A 22451-nucleotide genomic window follows, 5' to 3' on the forward strand; every position below is an offset into this window, starting at 1 on the left:
AAACATACATCAACTCATAGATATAATTTGCATTTAACTTTAAAAATATTGTTAAAATACATATATATATTATTGTATAACAAATTATTAATACTATTTACCTTACTATTAACTTTAAACATATTATGGGCACAAAATAATAAAACTATACTTTTAAAAGTAGATACTAATTTTATAGTTTTTGATTCTATTCCTATTTCACCTTTTAACTTTCAAGTCTTCGATGTTAAAGGTCAAAAATTATCGAATAAACAATATGAAGTAAATTTTATTAGAGCAGCTATTCGCCTAAAAAACAATAGCGACAGTATTATTTTAAAATATAGCCACCTGTCTTCGCAGTTGCCTTTTCATTATTTTCATAAATCAAAGCAAATTATTTTAAAGGATACTATAAATTGGAGAGAAATTGAGAAAATATCATACTCAGATAATATTTCTAATCCATTTAATAACGACGAATTAATAAAACGTGGAAGTATTTCACGAGGTATAAGCATAGGTAATAATCAAAATGCTTCAGTTACTTCAAGCCTAAATTTACAATTATCGGGCAAACTTGGTAAAGATTTTCAAATTATAGCAGCTCTAACAGACCAACAAGTTCCCTTTCAGCCAAGTGGGAATACACAACAAATAAACGATTTTGATAAAATTTTTATACAAATATTTAATAAAAAGAATCAAATTATTTTGGGTGACTATGATTTAATAAACAAAGAAAATACTTTTATGCCATTTTCGCGTAAAGCCCAAGGGATTGAATATTCTTTCAAAAATAATGATGGCTCGTTTTTACTTCAAACCAGCAATTCTGTTAGTAAAGGTAAATATAACCGTATGGTATTTAATGGCAAAGAAGGCATTCAAGGACCCTATAAATTATCGGGTGTTAACCAGGAACCCTATATTGTTATAATAGCAGGCACTGAACATGTTTATATTGATGGAAAATTACTTGTTAGAGGCGAAAACAATGATTATATAATAGATTACAATACAGCTGAGCTAACTTTTACAGCTAAAAATCCCATCAACAAAGATAGTCGCATTGCGGTTGAATTTGAATATAGTGATAGAAACTATGCACGTTTTTTAACATACAATAAAGTTAGTTTTAAAAAACAAAAATCATTTTTTCAGTTTCAAATATTTCATGAATTTGATGCTAAAAACCAACCCCTTCAACAATCACTAAGCGACGAAGAAAAAAAAGTACTTAGTTTTGCAGGAAACAATGAATGGAAAGCAGTTGTGCCATATGTTCATTATGATAGCGTATTAAATTCAAATACTATATATTACCGTTTACAAGATACTTTAGTTAATGGAGTTTTATACGATAGTATATTTGTTTATTCAACCGATAGTTTAGCTCATTTTAATGTAGGTTTTACTTTTGTAGGTAAAGGCAATGGAAATTATGTTCAAGCTTCAAGCCAAGCAAATGGTCGTGTATATAAGTGGGTTGCTCCTATAAATGGTATTAAGCAAGGCGATTTCGAACCCGTTAGAAAACTCATTGCCCCTATCAAAAAGACCATATTTGCTGGTAGCTATCAATTTAAATTATTCAATAAATCGTTATTCCTTGTTGAAGCTGCAATATCTGATTTCGATAAAAATTTATTTTCTTCTATTGACAATAATTTAAATCAGGGTTTTGCAATTAAAACCTCGTTTTGGCAATCTTTACATAAAAACGATAGCAGTAAACATCAGTTTTATATTAAACCATATGTACAATGGATAAGCGAATATTTCCAAGCACCTGAGCGTTATAAATCTGTAGAATTTGAAAGAGATTGGAACTTTGTACAAAACAATACAGTCGAAGAAAAGGCAGCCGGAATTGAAAATCAATATCATTTTAAAAATATTATCCATGCAAACATTGGGAGCGATTATCTTCAAGCAAGCAATATTTTTAAAGCATATAAAGAATATGCAAATTTCGAAATTAAGCCCTCAAATTGGTTATTTCAACACAAGATAAGTTATCTGAATACCAAACAACAAAGTGTAAATACTTCATTTTTAAAATATAAAACCATTAACGAAAGATATTTTAGCCTTTTTAAACTAGGTGCCGACGGAGAATTAGAGCAAAATCAATGGAAAAAAAATAATACCGATAGTTTATTAACATCATCATTTCAGTTTTACCGATGGAATAGTTATTTCGGAATTTCTGATACCAACCAAATTTGGGGATTGATAAGATATGGAGAAAGAACCGACTTATTGCCATTAAATAATCGTTTAACAACCCAATTTTTTAGTAGAGAAAGTGCTATCGAAGTCCATATACCTAACCAAAAGCATTGGACCGTTAATACCATCTTAACATATAGACAATTAACATCTTATTACGATAGCATAAAACCAATCGAAAGTAATTTAACTTCGCATATTGATTTAGGAATAAGATTTGCAAAAAATGCAATAAGCCTAAGCACCATGCACGAAAGCAATGCCGGTTTAGAGCCTAAACTTTCATATACCTACTTAGAAGTTCCGCCTGGCAAAGGTATTTACACATGGATAGATTATAATCAAAATGGAATAAAAGAGTTAAACGAATTTGAAATTGCGCAATTTAGCGATCAGGCTACATTTATACGCATTACTTCGCCAACTACAGAATACATTAAAGTATATGGAAGTCGATTAAGTCAAACACTGAATTTAAGACCAGAATTATTTTTTCAGCAACCTCAAGGACTTAAAAAAATATTTGCTTCAATAGCCAACCAAACTGTTTTTCAACAAGATTTAAAAACTCAATCCAACAATTTATTTTATCGTATTATTCCTTTTAATCAAAATGATAGTATGCAACTACTTTTAAATCATTTAATTCGAAATACATTTTCGATAAATAAAACAAATAATCATTGGGGTATAGATTTTATTTTTCAACAATCTAACAATTCCCAATTACTAATAAATGGTATAGATAAGAGACAACTTACCAATTACACTTTAAGTTTTCGATGGAATATTAATACATTATTTACAGTTTTTATTAACCCTACAAAAGGACAAAAAATATTTACATCGGCATATTTTAACTCTAAAAATTTTAATATTCATTTTTTTAGCATTGAGAGCAGTATCGCTTATCAATCAAATAAAGATTTCAGGCTTAGTTCTATTATTAAACAAACAGAAAAAAATAATACGATTGGAAACGAAACCACTACGATGCAATCGTTTGGCATCGAAATGCGAAAAAACATAAATACTGATAATTTTCTATCAATAAAAATTGAATTAGTAAAAAACAAATATTACGGAAACTTAAATACTTCCATCGCTTATGAATTATTAGAAGGTTTACAACCTGGCTGGAATCAAATATACAGCATTCAATTACAACGAAACATATCATCCACTTTACAAATGCTGGTTTCATATCAAGGTAGAGACTCTGAATCGAACAAAATGATACATACTGGCAATGTTGAATTAAGAGCTTGGTTTTAATTTTTTCACTATTCCCTTTATTTTTATATTTTTTTGCCTTATCTTTTTTCATTACATTCGCTTCATAAATAATGATTATGAAAATAATATCTATAATTTTGTTAATCAGTGCATTATTTTATGCATGTGGAAATAAAAAAGACCTGTTACCCAATGCAGGTGGCAAAGCAGGCGAAGTAATTGTTGTTATAGAAAAAAATGTTTGGAATAGTAGTGTAGGCGAAGCACTAAAGTCAAAACTTATGGACGATTACCCTGCTCTACCACAAGACGAAAGTACTTTTTCTTTATATCCTGTTCCATTAGCAAATTTTAGCGATATTTTTCAGTTAAACAGAAACATTATTAAAATTAGTTTTAACCCTAACTCCGATAGTGCTTTAATACGCATTGGACGAGATCGTTGGGCAAAACCACAACTTATTATAGAATTAGTAGCTAAAGATATACCTACTATGTCTAAACTCATAAACTTAAATGCTGATAAGATAAAAGAAATCATATTAAATGAAGAACGATTACGTTTAAAACAAGTTTATACTAAATTCAGAGAAAAAAGCCTTATAGCACCCATTCAAAAAAAATATGGTATCGATTTGATAATTCCAACAGGTTATAGACTCAATCTTGATACTAACAATTTTATGTGGATATCGTCAGAAACTCCCTATATGAGTCAGGGTTTATTTATATACGATTTTCCTTATACCGATACTGCAATTTTTAACACAACTAAACTATTAGCATTACGCGATTCTATTTTAAAAAAATACATACCTGGACCACTCGCTGGAACTTATATGACAACCGAACATAATTATACACCAACAGAAAAACGCTTTTACTTAAATAACAATTTCTATTACGAAATTAGAGGTCTTTGGAAAATTGAAAACGACTTTATGGGAGGACCATTTATAAACTTATCAACCGTTATAAAAAATAAAAAACTTGTAATTATTGAAGGCTATGTATATGCTCCCAAAGATGATAAAAAAACATATATATGGCAAATGGAAGCAATATTATATTCTATTAGTCAAATATAGTTAATAAAATGCTTCTCATATTTAAAACATAACGATTTTATTTTTCGTAAAAAAATAAAAAAAACATGCAGCGAAAGCTTTTTATATTCATTTATTTATTATTAGTTTCTATTTTAAATTCTTATGCACAAGATTGCAACATAACCTCTAAAGCAAACGATATGCTTCCAGATAAATTATGTGCCCCTGTTACAGTAACTTGGGAAGTTACCTATAGAGGCGTTAATAATGGTGGAACACCTGTTGAAATAGTATTTAATTGGGACGATGGTAATCCTGTTCAAATTGTTGCAGCTACCAATACCAATGTTGCATTAAAAGAATGGAAAGCAACTGTTGTTCATGTATATCCACAAGGTGGTCCAAGTTGCAATTATCGTCCAGAAGCAACTTTAAGAGTAAATGGAGTTATATGTACCAGTAGTGTTCAACAACAAAATGTTACCGTTTGGGATACCGATAATTATAATGGCGGACATTTAGAAATAAATCCTCAAATTTTTCCTATATGTGTTGGCAACGATGGTACCGTTAGCTTTCAAGATGTGAGTTTATGGAATTGTGTTCCTCCAGTCGAAAACGATAATCCCAACGACCCAACTCGTTGGACTCAATGGATATACGGAACAAACTACACTATTAATGGGGTTTTGGTTAATGGTGTTGCTCAAACATATCCCTATTATGGAGCTATTGTACCTGCAATAGGACCTGTATACGGTCCACAACCACCTAACAATACTAGTTTACCTGTATATGCCCCCAACACAGCATTAGTAGGACAATTTTTCGAAGTTACATTACGCAACTGGAATTATTGTAATCCATACGATGACCCAAATATTCCAGGACCACCAGCCGATCCTATAAATGGCGATTATCCACCTATTACAACAACGGCTATTATTTTAATCGTACCTTATCCAGATGCTACTATACAACCCGCTGGACCATTTTGCGTTAACGATGGATCTGTTAATTTGAATGCTGCTACTCCAGGCGGAATCTGGTCTGGTTCAGGTATTACTAATGCTACTGCTGGTACCTTTAACCCTTCGACTGCTGGACCTGGAACTCATACCATTACCTACTCTGTTACCGATGCAAATGGCTGTACAGGAACCGATAATGTTCAAATAACTGTATATGCAAGACCTAATATAAATATGCAGCCTGGAACTAATTTAACGGTCTGTCCAGGAGATACATTATTTTTAAATGCCAATCCAACTCCTGGAAGTGGTGCAATTATAGGTCATTTATGGAGTGGTCAAACTACTTATTTAAGTGCAACTAATATTCCCAATCCTTACTTTGTAACAAATAATGCAGGTACCTATAATCTAACCTATAGAGTAACCGATGAAAACGGTTGTTGGCGTCAACAAAATGTTACCATACATGTAGCATCGGTTACAGCTAACATTTCTCCAGACCCAGCCCATGCATGCGCAGGCATGCCTATGCCGCTCAACGGTAATCCTGGTGGTGGTACCGGCAATTATATTATTCATCAATGGACTGGAGCCGATACTCTTTTGTCTAATAACAATATCGTAAATCCCATTTTTATTGCTCAACAACCTGGAACTTATACCCTACATTATTTTGTGCAAGATAATTTAGGTTGTAATGGCTCTGATAATATTACCATACAAGTTTCGGATGTCCCTCATGCAAATGCTGGTATTAATGATAGTATTTGTGGTAAAAATTATAATTTACAAGCAATTCCAAGTATAGGAACTGGCACTTGGTCAATCATAAATGGACCAGGAAGTGCTGTTTTTTCGGATATCTCATTACCTTCAAGTCAGGTAAGTGTTACACAATTTGGTACTTATACTTTTCAATGGCAAGAAGTTTATGGTTTTGGTTGCACGTCAAAAGATACAGTTATTATCAACTTTATTCAAACACCCATAGCCAATGCAGGTATAGACGATAGTTTGTGTGGTAAAACGACTCAGTTAAATGCAACGCCTAGTTTAGGAACTGGAACATGGACCTTAATTAGTGGTGCTGGAAATATTACATTTGCCGATATTCATAATCCTAATACAACTATTACGGCAGACAATTACGGAAGCTATACATTTCAATGGTTAGAAAATGCAGGTGCTAGTTGTACGGACAGCGATACGGTAATCATTAATTTCGATGTAGTACCAATAGCTTCATTTATACCCAATAATCCTGATGGTTGTAGTCCTTTCAACATTCAATTTCAAAACACATCACAATTTGGAGTCAACTATGAATGGTATTTTTCTGATAATACCACTTCCAATATCGAAAACCCATCACATACTTTTTATAATACAACCAATAACGATGTTAGTTACTCAGTGCAACTTATTGCAACATCTCAATATGGATGTAAAGATACCGTTATGAGCTCATTAATAGTACACCCCCTACCCGTTTCTCAATTTTCTCACAATGCTAGTCCTCAATGTAGCCCTGTTAATGTTCAGTTTAATAATACTTCAATAGGAACTGTGAGCTACTTATGGGATTTTGGCGATGGTCAACAATCGAATGCTTTTAACCCTAATCACACATTTATAAACAACACCAACTTAATTCAATATTTTGCAGTAAAACTTATTTCTACTAACCTATTTGGTTGTACCGATACTGCTATTCAATATGTTACAGTATACCCTGACCCCAACTACAATATTATAGCTCAACCCACCGAAAGTTGCTCGCCTGCTTTAATTGATTTTCAGACTGAACCCGGTGCTCAAGAATACTTATGGAGCTTTGGCGATGGAACCAACATTCAAGGCAATAATATTATTCAACATCAATACGTAAATACTACTCAAAATGCTCAAATTTTTCAGGTTCAACTTATAGCAACTAACTATTTCGGATGTAGCGATACTGTTATGACATCAATAACCATTTCACCTAAACCTATTGCTAACGCTACATCACAAGCCATCGACATGTGTAGTCCTGCCTTATATAATTTTAATAATTTATCGCAAGGGAACGTACAATCTCACTGGTATTGGGGCGATGGAAGTGATGAAATCAATAATGCGTCATCTATTCAACATACATATACAAATTCTACCAATTCAATAAAACAGTTTGTAGTTTCGCTTGTTGCAATCAATGCTTTTGGCTGTAAAGATAGTTTTACATTGCCTATCAATGTTTATCCTAGTGTTTTATCACAATTTAATTCACCAACCAATGGTTGTAGCCCTTTAAACATCAATTTTATCAACAACACTACTTCGAATTGTACTTACTTATGGAATTTTGGTGATGGCAATACTTCAACATCTCAAAATCCTTCTCATACATACATCAATCAAACTTCTTCGCAACAAAATTATACCGTTAGTCTAATTGTTACATCCACTTATGGATGTAAAGATACTGCACAAACAACTATTACAGTATATCCATCACCTATTGCTCAGTTGACCATTGACCATGCTTCGGGTTGCGCTCCTTATCAAGCTCAATTTACAAACAGTTCTTCGGGGGCAACTTCATTCTTATATCAATTTGGCGACAATACAAGTTCGACCAATACCAATAGTATTATTCATCATACTTACGACAATATTACTAACAACCCGGTTACATATCAGTGTAATTTAATTGTACAAAATAACTATGCATGCAAAGACAGTACTCAATTATCCATCACAGTATATCCTAGAGTAGTAGCTCAATTTACTAACGATAGTACAGGTTGTAGTCCTGTAAACATTCATTTTAATAATCATTCACTCAACGCTATATCGTATTTATGGAATTTTGGTGATGGTAGTACTTCTAATATGTTTGAACCCAACCATACTTTTATAAATAATACTTCAAACGATATTACCTATCCTATTCAACTGACAGCAACTTCTGCTTATGGATGTTCTCAAACCTATTCTAAAAATATTATTGTTTATGCAGTCCCCATAGCTTCGTTTACATTAGACTCTAGTATTTTTCATTTCCCAAATACAACAGTATTAATAGATAATACAACTCAAGGTATGTGGCAATATATATGGACTTTTGGCGATGGAACGACATCTACATTTATAGAACCCCAACAACATACGTTTCCGAATTGGGGCGATTATACAATACATTTAATAGCCTATTCGAACCATTGTAGTGACACTGTAATTCAACATATTCAAATTATTCCACCTGCCCCTATTGCACATTATGAACCTAGCTATGCTTCAGGGTGTTTACCACTTACTGTCAATTTTACCAATCAAAGCTTATATGCAACCAGTTATGTATGGGATTTTGGCGATGGTAACAGTTCAAACGAAATAAACCCTATATACACTTATTCGACAAGTGGCAGCTATGTGGTAACACTTATTGCCACTGGACCAGGTGGACAAGACACCTATAATGCCGGAAGCATTGATGTATTTCCGAATGCTACTGCTTATTTCACCGTAAGTCCTTCGGTTGTTTTTATTCCAGAGCAAGCAGTTCAATGCTTTAATCTTTCACAAAATGCTCAAACTTATTACTGGAATTTTGGAGATAATACCTTTTCTACTGACGAAAGCCCCAAACATTACTATTCAAACGAAGGAGAATATAATATTACTCTTATTGCTAATAATGCTTATCAATGTCCCGACACTTTTACTATATACAGAGCAGTTGTAGCCAAATCGGCAGGTAAAATAGAATTTCCAAGTGCATTTACTCCTAATCCAAACGGTCCTAATGGCGGTAAATATAATCCTAACGATTTAAATAATGATGTTTTTCATCCGGTGTTTGTTGGAGTAGAACAATATCAACTAAGTATTTTTAACCGTTGGGGAGAATTAATTTTTGAAAGTACCGACCCAAATATTGGTTGGGATGGTTATTATAGAAACGAACTTTGTAAACAAGATGTTTATGTTTGGAAAGTTAAAGGAAAATTTATTAATGGACAATCGTTTTTTAAAGCAGGAGATGTAACTTTATTAAGATAAAAAATAATATATGAAATAGCCATGAGAACAAATTCACACAAACCGAAAATGAAATTATCACTCACAAATAAGCCTTGCTCTTTATTCGAATGGCGTATTCCATGTGACCTTAATTTAAAAATTAAAAAATAATTACACATGAAAATAACTATTTTTAAAATAAGTTTAGTTTTATGTTTAATTGTTCATTTAAGTATAAATGGACAAAAACATAACAAAATCTATTATTCAAAACTAGAAAAAGCAAATAAAGAATTTTTATATGAAAATTATTTTTCTGCTTTTCCTTTATTTAGCGAATTGTACGCAATGGATTCTACCAATCAAGATGTAATTTTTAAATTAGGTGTATGTATTTTTAAAGTTCGACGCGAATCGCAGGAATCATTTTATTATTTTAATAAGGTAAAAAATATTTACCCTGCTGCTAATTTTTATTTAGGTCGTTTATACCATGCTCAACAAAAATTCGATAAAGCATTGGAATGCTATCAGGAATGCAGAAATAGTGCTGAAAATAAAGACATTAGCGGCGAAGAGATTTTATATTATATGCAAAAATCGCTCAATGCAAAAGAGATGCAAATAGTAAAATCAAATGCAACAGTAAACAATATGAATAATGGTATAAACACTCCTTTTGCCGAGTACTGCCCTCTATTATCGCCCGATGAAAATACAATATACTTTACAAGTCGTAGAAAAGGTTCAACAGGTAATAAATTAGATGCTAATTATGAATATTACGAAGATATTTATTATGCTCAAAAAACAAATGGTCAATGGGGCGATGTAAAAAATATAGGTGCCCCTTTAAATACAGAATTACACGATGCCACCGTTTCTATATCGAAAGATGGACAACAAATATATATATTCCGCACCTCTCCAAATTTAATATCGGGAATGATACTAGTCTCAAAAATTGAAGATGGTAAATGGACCGAACCCATACCAATAAATATCCCTATAATTGACGAGCAAAGCGTAGTAACTTCACTCAGTATTTCGCCCGATTTAAATACCATTTATTTTGCAAGTAACCGCGAAGGTGGTTATGGTGGCAAAGATATATATCGTATTACTCGCATGCCCGATAGTTCATGGAGTAAACCCATGAATTTAGGCCCCGTCATAAATACCCCCTACGATGAAGAATCGCCTTTTATTCATCCCGACGGTGTTACTCTTTATTTCTCCTCACAAGGACATAAAAATATGGGTGGCTTTGATATTTTTTATTCAATAAAAGACGAAAACGGAAATTGGACAGCACCTGAAAATATGGGAACCCCTATCAATTCAGTACTTGATGATTTGTATTTTATTGCAACATACGACGGCAAAACCATATATTTTTCATCTAACCGTGATGATGGTAATGGTTCAATGGATATTTATAAAGGTGAAATAATTGATCCACAAACCAATCGACTGATTTTAAAAGGAACCATTATGACTCAAGAACCAGAAATAAAATCTCTTAAAGCTACAATTACCATTATAGACTTTGACACTAAAGAGTTACAAGGCATATATAGAACTTCTAACAATGGTAAATATATTTTGGTACTTCTACCTCGTAAAAAATATAAAATGATTGTAGAAGCCGATAAATATTATCCTTTTTCAACAGAGATAGATTTAAAAGAACGTTTACAATTCGAAGATTTATTTAAAACCATTATTTTAAAACCAATTAATAAAGAATGAAAAAAAGAATTGCATTAACATATTTGTTTATATGGTTGTATTTTAAATTATTGGCTCAAGACCCTCATTTTTCACAGTTTTTCGTCAATTCGCTCTATTTGAGTCCTTCGTATGCTGGTAGTACTCAAGGCACACGTCTTATAACCAATATACGCGACCAATGGCCGGGTATTCCAGGTTCATTTTTTACTACTACCCTATCGTTAGACCATTTTATACCTTCTTTGAACAGTGGCGTTGGATTATTATTAATGAAAGATGTTGCAGGTCAAGGACATTTAGGAAGTATGCAAATAGGGATTCAATATACTTATCAGTTTCGTGCTTTTAGAAATTATCAAGTACGCCCTTCAATACATTTTTATCGTTCCAATCGTACCATCGATTTTAATCGTCTGGTATTTAACGATCAACTAAGTCTTTCAGGAATTGCTGGTGGATCGGTCGAAGTACCACCACTTAAACAAGTCGGTTATATCGATTTTGCAAGTTCTATCTTGATTTATTCTTCAACAAATTGGGTAGGTTTTACTTGGGATCATATGCTAGAACCCAATCAGAGCATTATTGATGCCTATAGCCCTATTCCAGCAAAATATTCCTTTTTTGGCGGACATAAGTTCTATTTACATGGAAAAACAAGTGTTTACAATGAAGAAAGTATAAATTCGTGGATACATTACCGCTCGCAAGGTAAATTCGACCAAATAGATATAGGTGCCTATTGGACAAGAACACCTATTATACTTGGATTATGGTATAGAGGTATACCCATTTTTAAACATTATAAATTGGGCTATCAAAACAACGATGCTATTGTTATTCAAGTTGGCTATATATGGAAAGATATAAAATTGGGCTATTCGTATGACATTACTATTTCTCGATTAATTGCAAATACATATGGTTCACATGAGTTTTCGCTTGTATACGAATTCAATCAAGATCAGCGAATTCGCAAAAAAACTCGAAAAGTAATTATTCCTTGTCCCAAATATTAAAACATAAAATACCGATAAGAACTAATGGAGAACCTTAATTTTTTAAATTAAAAGAAAATGAAAATAGCTGTTGATTTTGATGGAACCATTGTAGAAAATGCTTATCCTCAAATAGGAGAAGAAAAAATGTTTGCTATTGAAACTCTGAAACAATTACAAAAACGCGGTCATCAAATTATTCTTTGGACCTATAGAACTGGTAAAGAATTAGATGCAGCAGTTAACTTTTGCAAGCAACGTGGCTTAGAATTCTATGCAGTAAACAATAATTTTCCGGAAGAAAAGCCTCAAGATAATCTTCCTCGTAAAATCAATGCAGATGTTTATATCGACGATAGAAATTTAGGTGGCTTTATTGAATGGGGAAAAGTATGGCAAATATTAACAAATGAAAGTATGGAACAGTTAGAAGAAAATTATAAAAAATCGAAAAAAAAATTTTGGTCAAAGCTTTTTAGAAAGTAGCCCTACCAGGAATCGAACCTGGATTTAAAGTTTAGGAAACTTCCGTTCTATCCGTTGAACTATAGGGCCAAAATTTATTTTAAAAAGTTTCTTATTTCAATTACATTACCTTTTTCGTCCCACTCTGTTTTTTCAATATAAACGCCATTGCGAAATACCGCTTCTTTCTTTTTCTGGCCATTTTCGTGATACCAAATATTAGTACCATCCATTTCATTATCTTTATAAAATGCTTTAATTCTTAATTGACCGCTAGGATACCAATATAGCCATTGTCCGTCTTTTAGACCTTTTTTATATTTGCCCTCAACTTTTTTTTGACCATTGCTATACCAATATTCCCAAACTCCATCGCGTACTCCGTTAACATAAGCACCTCTTAACCCTTTTTGTCCATTTTCGTAATAACCATAGCATTGACCCGTATAGGGTTCAGTAGATTTTTTTAGGTAAGTAATAGAGTCACGTGATTCTAATTGTCGATAATCTACACCTTGAGCAAAAGTTTTATCAAGTAAATTTTGAAAATATTTTTCTAATTTTTTGGTATATGTTGGGTTTTCAACCAAACTATTGTCTTTTTTGTCCATAACATCAATGGTTACCGTTATATTTTCAGGATCTGGACAATAAGGACATCGAAACCATGCAACCACAAAAGTTATTTTATCGCCGACTTCGGGAATTTTAACCTTTTTCCAACGTATGAAATTGCTTTTAAGTTTAAAATCTTTACCAAAAGTTTCTTTTAATATACTAATAAAATTAGCGGCATTTTGTATTTCACGCGTTGCAAAAGTTAAATATAAACGGCTTTTATCATCTTTTTTGGTTTTCCATTTAAGTGCATCAATAAAATCATAAGCCATGGCAACAACTTCGTTCAGCAATATGAGCGAATCTTCGAGTTCAAAGTGTTGTAATTGCTTAAGATTTAATGTACTTAATGGTAATACTAATCTTTTATATCCAATACAACTTATGATTAATGTATCTTTAGAAAATTGGTTTGGAAAACTAAATTCAAATTTACCATTTTCGTCAGAAGTTGTACCGTATGGGCTATCTTTTATGCGAATATTGGCATATTGAATGGCTTTTTCTTCTTTTTGACTAATAATAATTCCTTTAAGCACATTTTTTTCTTGTGTCCATACATTTAAAGACAAAAGAACAGCCAAAATAATAAGCGAAAATGCTTTAAAATAGCTCATCTTGAGAGTTTTTATTGTCTTCGAATGATAACAATGAAATACTTTCTTCTTCTGGTGTTTCTAGCATTGAATCATTCTTTTGTTCAGTAGTGTCGAAAAGCGGATTTACCGTATTTTCAGTTTTTAGTGTTACTGTTTTTTTAGACGCTTTTGTCTTTGCTGATGAAGGTTGAAGTTTTGAAACCGAAGGGTTTGAAATGGTTTCTAATAGAGGATTTTCTACTAAATCTATTTTATTTGCTTTTAAATACATTCCCCATTTAATCGCTTCTATTATAGATTTTATATTTAGTTCTATTTCCCAAGTGTCGTTAGAATTTTTTGGAATAACTGTAAATTCTGTTTTAGATTCGATACAATAATCGAACAATGCTTGTAAATTTTTTGTTTTTACATGAATACGAGGTTTATCCATTGCTGTTGCCATAATTTTTATGAATTTATAAAAGGACAGCAAAAATAATGTTTTTTTGGTACATAAACAAAAAAGGGCTTCAAATATGAAAGCCCTTTATTTGTTTATTAGGTTATATTTTATTTATTCAACCATAAATTGTTTAATGAATGTATGTTCACCAGCAATTATGCGAACAAAATATGAACCTGTAGCATTAAAATCATTATGCGAAAGTTGATAATAATGGATACCAGCATTCAATAATTTATTATCTAACGTCATCACTTTATTACCCAACACATCAAAAACTTCAATAGTGGTATAATTATCTTCCGGTAAATTAAATGATAAAGTTGCATCAGAATTCATAGGATTAGGGAAAATATTCATGTCAATCATATCACGCGTAAATTCATTCATCCCTAAATAGGTTCCATTATCAATATTAATGTCGTCGATATAAATGTTATTACCACCATTTGATTGGAATTCGAATTTAAATTGGAAATTTGTTTGATGTTGGGTCAGATATATATGAATATTAACTGAATCTTCTTTCCATTGATTAGAAGCAGTAGGTTTAAAGCTATTTTGTGTAGGCACCGTTGTCTGAAGTGCTTCGTTAATTTTTGACCATTTTTGAACCCATGTTCTACCACAGTTAGTCGAAACCAATATTTTTAGCTTATCGTATGCCGTATCGTTTTCGGTTAAACCAAGTGAACCAGGAATAACCTTACCTGCGTATGCATATTTAAATTTTAATTTTAACGGAATTGAAGTTGATAATGAAGTTAAATTATATCCATTGCTACAAATGGCATCAATACTGTTAGGAGCATTACCCGAAAAATTTAAAATTCTAATTGATTTAGTGCCACTTGCTGCTGCCGTATCAGTAAGTTGCCATCCATTTCCACCCTCGTTAAGTGTATACCAGTTGGAGTTGATGCCTGTTTCAAAGCCTTCAACTAAAGGAACATAAGGGTTATTCGATGGATCAATAACATGAATTAAAGCTGTTTTTGTTTTAGAGTTCGAACCACTTGCATTATTAACCGTCAAAGTAACATCATAAACTCCTTCTGAAGCATAAGTTACTGAAGGATTGGGATCAGTAGTAGAAGATGCTGTGCCCCCAGGGAATGACCAAGTTCTATTTTCAACAACACCATTATACGAATTATCATAAAAATAAACCGGATCACCAACACAAACATAATAGGTCGAAGCATGAAAATCAGCAATAGGAGCACATAAAGGATGATATGAAGTATCGAGTACACCTGTAGCAATTAAATTTTCTTTGCTCCAAAGATTTCTGCGGTCATTCATAAGCGTAGCATCCATACGTGCTTTCTGACCATTTGTAAAAATGTTAGTACAATATCCCCATTGATAATCCATATAATTTTCAATCATATCGGGCTCATCTGGATTATCTTGTGTGCAAGTATTACGACTCCCTGGTGTAAAACATGAAAGAGAAGTATTTTGTGTAGCTGCATCAACAGGAGGTGTATCATCTACTTCATCGCCATTAGGAGCTAAAAACGAAGGACAACCACTCGATGCTGGTAATAAGCCTAACATTAAATTTTGAAAAGGATGGTATAAATTAAAATAATGCCCAGTTTCGTGAGTAAAAGTTCTATTAGCTAAATTAATACCCATACCACCAACATTGGTAGCAGTTCCAATAGTACCAATACAATCTTGACGAATTAATACTCCATCAATATCTGCATCGCCTCCAGTTAGTGCTTGCGATAATGAATTACTAGGTGGAAATGGACTCATACCACCTATAAAGGCTCCATCTGGGAGTGCCATTCCCGATGGATAAATAAAATTTACGGCAAAAACATTTAAATATTTGTCGGTTGGCCAATGATATTGTTTCATAGTACTAAAATATGCCCAATTGGTTTGAGGATCGTATTCGTGAACGATGCCATTGGTACAATTTCCATTAGGGTCTATTTTGGCTAATCGAAATTCTATAGCAGGATTGGCTGCACGCGATTTAAATAAATAATACGTATCGGCTGTATCTGCATTTTGTTTTGCGTAATCGATGTTTAATTTTTCGAGTGCATCTAACACTTGAGCATCTGAAATATTTTCGGCACCATAATTATGAATAATATGAAACACCACAGGAATAATACGTTTTCCATTTATTAATGTATCCGTTTTACTTAATAAATTTTGAAGTTGAGCTTGATCGACCAACAATTTGAAGTTTTTTTCATAAGCATTATACCGATCAATCAATGATGGGTCTTCTTGTACCTTTTTACGAATTAATATATCATCGGCTAAAATTTTTTTTAGCTGTTGTGCATCTACAAGCACAACAAGTGAAATTAACAGACTAAAAATGAAACACTTTTTCATATTTTTAAAATTTTAATTGATTGCCCTAAGTTGAATATTTTCTTTTAAAGTTCAAAATTTTTTTATCATTTTTTTGTAATTTATATTTTGTCTAAATAAGATTTTGTGTTTATATTTGCAAATAAAATAAATAAAATGAGCGATCAAACTTATTTATCTAATATAGAATATATTAACGATTTATTTGAACAATATTTGCACGATAAATCAGCAATAGACTCAAGTTGGCGTTATTTTTTTGATGGTTATACTATAAATATTGATAATGCAACTATTCATTCAGAAAATTCAACAAAGGATTTAGAAGATATATATAACGAATTTAAAGTACTAAATCTGATAGACGATTATAGAAAACGTGGTCATTTATTTACCGAAACAAATCCTGTTCGAAGACGTCGTCATTACTCCCCTTCGCTCGATATAGAAAATTATGGCTTGCAAAAAGAACATTTAACAAAAAAATTTAAAGCAGCATCAGAAATTGGTTTACCTGTTTCTACCCTTGAAACCATAATCAATCACTTAAAACAAACTTATTGTCGTTCGATTGGAGTTGAATATATGTACATTCGTACCCCCGATATTATTCGGTGGTTTAAACAAAAAATGGAACCCATTAAAAATGAACCTCAATTATCTATCAACGATAAAATAAAAATATACACCGACTTAGTCAAAGCAACCTTTTTTGAACAATTTTTACATAAAAAATTTATTGGTCAAAAGCGTTTTTCATTAGAAGGTGTAGATGCTATAATACCAACCCTAAATTTTGCCGCAGACTTTGCATCTGCTAATGGTGTTGATGAGATTGTTTTAGGCATGTCGCACCGTGGTAGGCTTACTGTATTAGCAAATTTTATTGAAAAACCCATTGATGAATTGTTTCAGGAATACGTCGGAAAATCGTATGACGACGAAACCATATTGGGAGATGTAAAATATCACTTGGGTTACAACAACATAAAAACGATTAATAATGGTAAAAAACTTTTTGTTTCGCTACTCCCCAATCCATCGCATCTCGAAACTGTGGCACCTGTTGCTCTTGGTTTTGCCAAAGCTCGAATAAATAAAAAGCATCATCATAACTTTGATAAATTATTGCCTATTATTATTCATGGCGATGCCGCCATATCAGGCCAAGGTATTGTTTACGAAACGGCTCAAATGTCTCAACTTGAGGGTTATGGTGTTGGAGGAACCATTCATATAGTACTTAACAATCAAGTAGGCTTCACTACCAATTATACCGAAGGACGTTCAAGTACTTATTCTACCGACGTTGCAAAGATAACTCAATCGCCTGTTTTCCATGTAAATGCAGACGACCCTGAGGCTCTTGTTTATGTTACTCAATTAGCTATTGAATTTAGGCAAACCTTTCATCGCGATGTATACATAGATATTTTAGGATATAGAAAATATGGACATAACGAAGGCGATGAACCACGATTTACACAACCTACTCTATATAAAGCCATTGAACAGCATTCCAACGTACGACAACTTTATTTTGAAAAATTAGTTCAAGAATTTCCCGATTTTATCAATGAACTAAAAAATATTGAAAAAAACTATTCCAATCAACTTCAGCAAGCATATGACAATGCTTTACAAATGCCTATTGTAAAAGTTAAACATTTTTTACACGATGAATGGGAAAATTATAGACATGCCATACAAACAGATTTTGAACAAAATATAAATACCTCTGTTAGCGAAGAACATTTGCGTAAATTGGCAATTCTATTAAATACCTTGCCAAAAGATAAAAAGTTTTTTTCAAAAGCACTCAAAATATTAAATGAGCGAATTCAATTAATCAACAATAATAAAGTTGATTGGGCTATTGCTGAACAATTAGCTTATGCTACTTTACTTGAAGAAAATCATTCGGTTCGTATTAGTGGACAAGATAGTGAACGTGGAACGTTTAGTCATCGACATAGTGCCTTAGTTGTAGAAGATACGGACGAAAAATATTATCCACTAAAAAACATTAGCTCAAATCAAGCACCTTTTTATGTTTACAATTCGCTTTTATCTGAATACGGGGTCTTAGGATTTGAATATGGTTATTCGCTTGCTTCACCTAACGATTTAACTATTTGGGAAGCCCAATTTGGCGATTTTCATAATGTTGGTCAAGTTATTGTTGATCAGTATTTAAGTTCTGCCAAAGATAAATGGTCGTTAATGAGTGGTTTAACACTTTTTTTGCCTCATGGTTATGAAGGACAAGGTCCTGAACACTCGAGTGCCCGTATTGAACGCTTTTTAATATTAGCGGCTAATGACAATATGATAATTGCTAATATAACTACTCCTGCCAATCTTTTCCATTTACTACGTCGTCAAGTATTAGCTCCTTTCCGATTACCATTAGTTATTTTTACTCCCAAAAGTGCGTTAAGGCATCCATTAAATATATCTGAATTAAGTAATTTAGCTGAAGGTCATTTTCAGGATATTATAGACGACAACATGCCTAATAAAAAAGAAATTAAGCAAATTCTAATTTGTTCAGGGAAAATATATTATGAACTAGTTGAAGAGCGTAAAAATAATAACATAAATGATACAGCAATAATACGTATAGAACAGATATATCCTTTAAATAAAAAGAAATTGCATCAAATAATAACATCATACTCTAATGCTCGACGAATAGCTTGGGTTCAGGAAGAGCCTGCCAATATGGGAATTTGGAATTACTTTCGTCTTAATACCAATTTACCAAACTTACTAGGTATTTGTCGTCCAGCAAGTGGTAGCACTGCACCCGGATTATACGAACTTAACAAAACTCAACAACAAAAAATAATCGATAAGGCATTTAAAAAATGTACTTGTAATAAATTAGACGAATATTGTTATATGTCTTGTTCAGAAAAAATATAAAAAAGCTATGTATAAATATTCCTTTAGATATTCTGAAGAAAACTTAGTTTTAAATTAAAAAATAATTGATGATGAAAATAAATATTCAAGTTCCTTCACCCGGCGAATCAATTCATGAAGTAACCATTGCACGTTGGTTAGTAGAAAACGGCAGTTACGTTGAAAAAGATACCGAAATAGCTGAGTTGGAGAGCGATAAAGCAACTCTAACTTTAAATGCTGAACAAAGTGGAATCATAGAAATACTTATCCCTCAAGGAAAAACAGTCGAAGTGGGTGCCATCGCTTGTATTATCGACACCGATGCCCATCAACAACCAAATAAGCCAGTTCAAAAACTCAACCAAACAAACACACATGAGGAATCTAATCTTCATAACGCAACAAAAGTTACACCTCTAGCTAAAAAAATGATTGATGAAATGGGACTAAACACAAACACTTTAAAAAACGATCATAGCAAAAGAATTACAACTGAAGTTGTTAAAAATTATATACACTCTACCGAAACCATGCCATCAAACTATAAACGTACAGAAAAAAGAATTGAACTCAGCCCTCTTCGTAAAAAATTGAGTGAACGCTTAATGCAAGCCAAAAACAGTACGGCAATGCTCACTACCTTCAATGAGATAGACATGTCTGCACTTATCGATATTCGCGCTAAGTATAAAGATATTTTTACTCAAAAACATGGTGTAAAACTTGGTTTTATGTCTTTTTTTTCTAAAGCAACTACCATAGCATTAAAAGAATATCCCCTTGTTAACTCTCGCCTTGAAGACAATCAACTCATATATTTTGATTATGTTGATTTGGGAATTGCTGCCCAAACCGAAAAAGGTCTTGTGGTTCCAGTTGTAAGAAATGCCGAAAGCAAATCATTATCTCAATTAGAACGAGAAATCTTTGAATTAGCTGAAAAAGCACGAAACAAAAAAATATCCATTGCCGAATTAGAAGGTGGCACATTTTCTATTACTAATGGCGGAGTGTTTGGCTCATTGTTAGCTACACCCTTACTAAACTATCCACAAACAGCCATATTAGGTATGCACACCATTCAAAACCGCCCAATTGCACTAAATAATGAGATTGTAATTCGTCCAATGATGTATATTGCACTCTCATACGATCATCGCGTATTAGATGGCAAAGATTCTATTTTATTTTTAAAACGCATAAAAGAACTCATTGAAAATCCAATACTCATGTTTAATAATTTAACCTTAGAAAAATTTTTAGATTTATAAAAATGTTTTACCTTTGTCAAAATAAAATATAGTGCATATGAAATATTTATTTGTTATTCTATTCATAACTTTTGCATTTAGTTCCTGTACAAAAGATTGCAAAGAATGTAAAACAGTTACTACAGACGCACAAGGTAATGTTGTTCAAACAAGTTCATCAAACGAATATTGCGACGAAGATTTAGAAAAAAAAGAAAATGAAGAACCTGTTGTAGTTGGCGATAATACCACCAAATGGGTTTGCGAATAATTTTCTAAATTTATGATTCGATTTCTTTTCAGCCTCATTTTGATGAGTCTAATATTTGTTTTACCTATTTTTTCTCAAGAACAAGAAATTGGAGAAGAGGAATTTGATTTATCAACACGAAATGAATTTCAAATATATGGAGGGGTGGGATTGGGTATATATTCTCTAAACGATAACGATAGTAAAAGCGATAAATTTATAACTGCAACTGGAATTTATTCTTTAGGTGTTTATTATTCTGTAAGTAACCGTTTTTATGTTGGTATTGGTTATGAGCGTTTAGGATTTGCAACCAATCAAGATTCTGCGAATACTGCTTTTGTAAAAAATCTAGCCATCTTAACAAAATATAATGCTCATTGCACCGAAAAATCGGCTATACATTTTAATTTATCATTAGGCACTACTCGTTTTAAATATTTTGACCAAAAAACAAGTACCAATATAAATGCTTCGAGTATTTTTATAGAACCAGGCCTAGGTTATACACACTTTTGGGGACAACATTTAGGTTATTATTTAAATACATCGTATTATTTTACAAGATATAATAAGCTAGTTAATAAAGATAATCAACCGCTTAAAGTAAATAACAATGGTTTTGAAGAGCAATTTTGGATTTCGCTTAATGGGGCCCACCTTAAAATAGGTTTAATTTATAAATTTTAATCAATTTTTGGTTTCCAGTGAACTTCGTTTATATTCGTTTTTTTAGCAATAAACCTCGATAATACAAAAAAATAATCGGATAAACGATTGAAAAATTTTAATATTTCTTCATCTACCTGAAAAGATTGATTAAGTTCAACTATACGTCGTTCGGCTCTACGACAAACTGTTCGACAAACATGAGCTTGCGAAACTGCCCAACTACCACCTGGAAGCAAAAAGTTATTGAGTGGTGTTAAACTTGCTTCCATATTATCAATAGCATGTTCAAGCCATTCAACATCCTTTGACAAAATTTCAGGTATATTTAGTTTTACCGATTTATCGTAAGCTAATTGTGCAGCAGCAACCATTAATTTATCTTGTAAATATAGTAAAGCATCTTTTATTTCGTTATCTGTTGCCATATCCCTTAATAAACCAACATGAGCAATAAGTTCATCAACGGTACCATAAGCTTCGATACGTGGATGTATTTTAGAAACCCCTACTCCACCAATAAGTGTAGTATTACATTTATCGCCTTTTTTAGTATATATTTTCATGTGTAATTATTTTTTAATTTTTAAATTAAGGTCACATGGAATACGCCATTCGAATAAAGAGCAAGGCTTATTTGTGAGTGATAATTTCATTTTCGGTTGCTGTGAATTTATTCTCATGGC

The 22451-nt window shown here is 32.2% G+C and carries 14 protein-coding genes and 1 tRNA gene; 10 read left to right on the plus strand and 5 right to left on the minus strand.

Annotation, left to right across the window (positions count from 1 at the left end; genetic code table 11):
- The first annotated feature begins 72 nt into the window (after window positions 1–72).
- The 6 genes from HPY79_06710 (at window position 73) to HPY79_06735 (ending at window position 12696) form a co-directional block, all read left to right on the plus strand.
- Window positions 73–3489: a hypothetical protein gene (locus HPY79_06710; GenBank protein ID NSW45486.1), complete on the plus strand. Its 3417-nt coding sequence runs from the start codon at window positions 73–75 to the stop codon at window positions 3487–3489.
- Window positions 3490–3566: 77 nt separating this feature from the next.
- Window positions 3567–4538 carry a DUF4837 family protein gene (locus tag HPY79_06715; GenBank protein NSW45487.1) on the plus strand — a complete coding sequence of 324 codons (972 nt, stop codon included), beginning with the start codon at window positions 3567–3569 and terminating at the stop codon, window positions 4536–4538.
- A 65-nt stretch (window positions 4539–4603) separates the two neighbouring features.
- Complete coding sequence (locus HPY79_06720; GenBank protein ID NSW45488.1) at window positions 4604–9517, plus strand: PKD domain-containing protein; 4914 nt, start codon at window positions 4604–4606, stop codon at window positions 9515–9517.
- 138 nt (window positions 9518–9655) lie between these two features.
- Entirely contained in the window at window positions 9656–11230 is a 1575-nt protein-coding gene (locus HPY79_06725; protein NSW45489.1) for a PD40 domain-containing protein, read from the plus strand.
- Window positions 11227–12231, plus strand: coding sequence for a PorP/SprF family type IX secretion system membrane protein (locus tag HPY79_06730; protein NSW45490.1), 1005 nt, complete (start codon window positions 11227–11229; stop codon window positions 12229–12231). Before HPY79_06725 ends, HPY79_06730 begins: the two co-directional genes overlap by 4 nt.
- Before the next feature lie 57 nt (window positions 12232–12288).
- Window positions 12289–12696, plus strand: coding sequence for a hydrolase (locus HPY79_06735; protein NSW45491.1), 408 nt, complete (start codon window positions 12289–12291; stop codon window positions 12694–12696).
- On the opposite strand, the gene HPY79_06740 is transcribed toward HPY79_06735, so the two are convergent.
- The 4 genes from HPY79_06740 to HPY79_06755 all read right to left on the minus strand — a co-directional run bounded on the left by HPY79_06740 (window position 12694) and on the right by HPY79_06755 (window position 16707).
- Window positions 12694–12765 (minus strand) — tRNA-Arg (locus HPY79_06740). The two genes, HPY79_06735 and HPY79_06740, sit on opposite strands and share 3 nt — an antisense overlap.
- Window positions 12766–12770: 5 nt before the next feature.
- A complete protein-coding gene (locus HPY79_06745; protein ID NSW45492.1) occupies window positions 12771–13910 on the minus strand; it encodes a carboxypeptidase-like regulatory domain-containing protein in 1140 nt (379 codons plus the stop codon).
- Entirely contained in the window at window positions 13897–14337 is a 441-nt protein-coding gene (locus tag HPY79_06750; protein NSW45493.1) for a hypothetical protein, read from the minus strand. Before HPY79_06750 ends, HPY79_06745 begins: the two co-directional genes overlap by 14 nt.
- 111 nt (window positions 14338–14448) lie before the next feature.
- Window positions 14449–16707, minus strand: a complete 2259-nt coding sequence (locus HPY79_06755; GenBank protein ID NSW45494.1) for a T9SS type A sorting domain-containing protein — start codon at window positions 16705–16707, stop codon at window positions 14449–14451.
- A 135-nt stretch (window positions 16708–16842) separates the two neighbouring features.
- Between HPY79_06755 and HPY79_06760 the strand changes: the two genes are divergently transcribed.
- From HPY79_06760 to HPY79_06775, 4 genes are all read left to right on the plus strand, one after another.
- The gene (locus HPY79_06760; GenBank protein ID NSW45495.1) at window positions 16843–19614 is read left to right on the plus strand and encodes a 2-oxoglutarate dehydrogenase E1 component; all 2772 of its coding nucleotides are present in this window, start codon (window positions 16843–16845) and stop codon (window positions 19612–19614) included.
- 68 nt (window positions 19615–19682) lie between these two features.
- Window positions 19683–20867, plus strand: coding sequence for a 2-oxoglutarate dehydrogenase complex dihydrolipoyllysine-residue succinyltransferase (odhB, locus tag HPY79_06765; protein NSW45496.1), 1185 nt, complete (start codon window positions 19683–19685; stop codon window positions 20865–20867).
- Between the two features lie 37 nt (window positions 20868–20904).
- Complete coding sequence (locus HPY79_06770) at window positions 20905–21117, plus strand: hypothetical protein (GenBank protein NSW45497.1); 213 nt, start codon at window positions 20905–20907, stop codon at window positions 21115–21117.
- A gap of 12 nt (window positions 21118–21129) precedes the next feature.
- Window positions 21130–21786 carry a hypothetical protein gene (locus HPY79_06775; GenBank protein ID NSW45498.1) on the plus strand — a complete coding sequence of 219 codons (657 nt, stop codon included), beginning with the start codon at window positions 21130–21132 and terminating at the stop codon, window positions 21784–21786.
- Here the strand turns inward: HPY79_06775 and HPY79_06780 are convergent.
- Window positions 21783–22331: a cob(I)yrinic acid a,c-diamide adenosyltransferase gene (locus HPY79_06780; GenBank protein ID NSW45499.1), complete on the minus strand. Its 549-nt coding sequence runs from the start codon at window positions 22329–22331 to the stop codon at window positions 21783–21785. The genes HPY79_06775 and HPY79_06780 overlap by 4 nt on opposite strands.
- Between the last annotated feature and the right edge of the window lie 120 nt (window positions 22332–22451).

The organism is Bacteroidales bacterium, from assembly GCA_013314715.1.
Lineage (GTDB): Bacteria > Bacteroidota > Bacteroidia > Bacteroidales > GWA2-32-17 > Ch61.

Bases quoted from the DNA above. Each gene is read 5' to 3' on its own strand.
- HPY79_06715 (NSW45487.1), top strand. From the start codon at position 3,567: ATGAAAATAATATCTATAATTTTGTTAATCAGTGCATTATTTTATGCA.
- HPY79_06720 (NSW45488.1), top strand. From the start codon at position 4,604: ATGCAGCGAAAGCTTTTTATATTCATTTATTTATTATTAGTTTCTATT.
- HPY79_06725 (NSW45489.1), top strand. From the start codon at position 9,656: ATGAAAATAACTATTTTTAAAATAAGTTTAGTTTTATGTTTAATTGTT.
- HPY79_06730 (NSW45490.1), top strand. From the start codon at position 11,227: ATGAAAAAAAGAATTGCATTAACATATTTGTTTATATGGTTGTATTTT.
- HPY79_06735 (NSW45491.1), top strand. From the start codon at position 12,289: ATGAAAATAGCTGTTGATTTTGATGGAACCATTGTAGAAAATGCTTAT.
- HPY79_06745 (NSW45492.1), bottom strand. From the start codon at position 13,910: ATGAGCTATTTTAAAGCATTTTCGCTTATTATTTTGGCTGTTCTTTTG.
- HPY79_06750 (NSW45493.1), bottom strand. From the start codon at position 14,337: ATGGCAACAGCAATGGATAAACCTCGTATTCATGTAAAAACAAAAAAT.
- HPY79_06755 (NSW45494.1), bottom strand. From the start codon at position 16,707: ATGAAAAAGTGTTTCATTTTTAGTCTGTTAATTTCACTTGTTGTGCTT.
- HPY79_06760 (NSW45495.1), top strand. From the start codon at position 16,843: ATGAGCGATCAAACTTATTTATCTAATATAGAATATATTAACGATTTA.
- odhB (NSW45496.1), top strand. From the start codon at position 19,683: ATGATGAAAATAAATATTCAAGTTCCTTCACCCGGCGAATCAATTCAT.
- HPY79_06770 (NSW45497.1), top strand. From the start codon at position 20,905: ATGAAATATTTATTTGTTATTCTATTCATAACTTTTGCATTTAGTTCC.
- HPY79_06775 (NSW45498.1), top strand. From the start codon at position 21,130: ATGATTCGATTTCTTTTCAGCCTCATTTTGATGAGTCTAATATTTGTT.
- HPY79_06780 (NSW45499.1), bottom strand. From the start codon at position 22,331: ATGAAAATATATACTAAAAAAGGCGATAAATGTAATACTACACTTATT.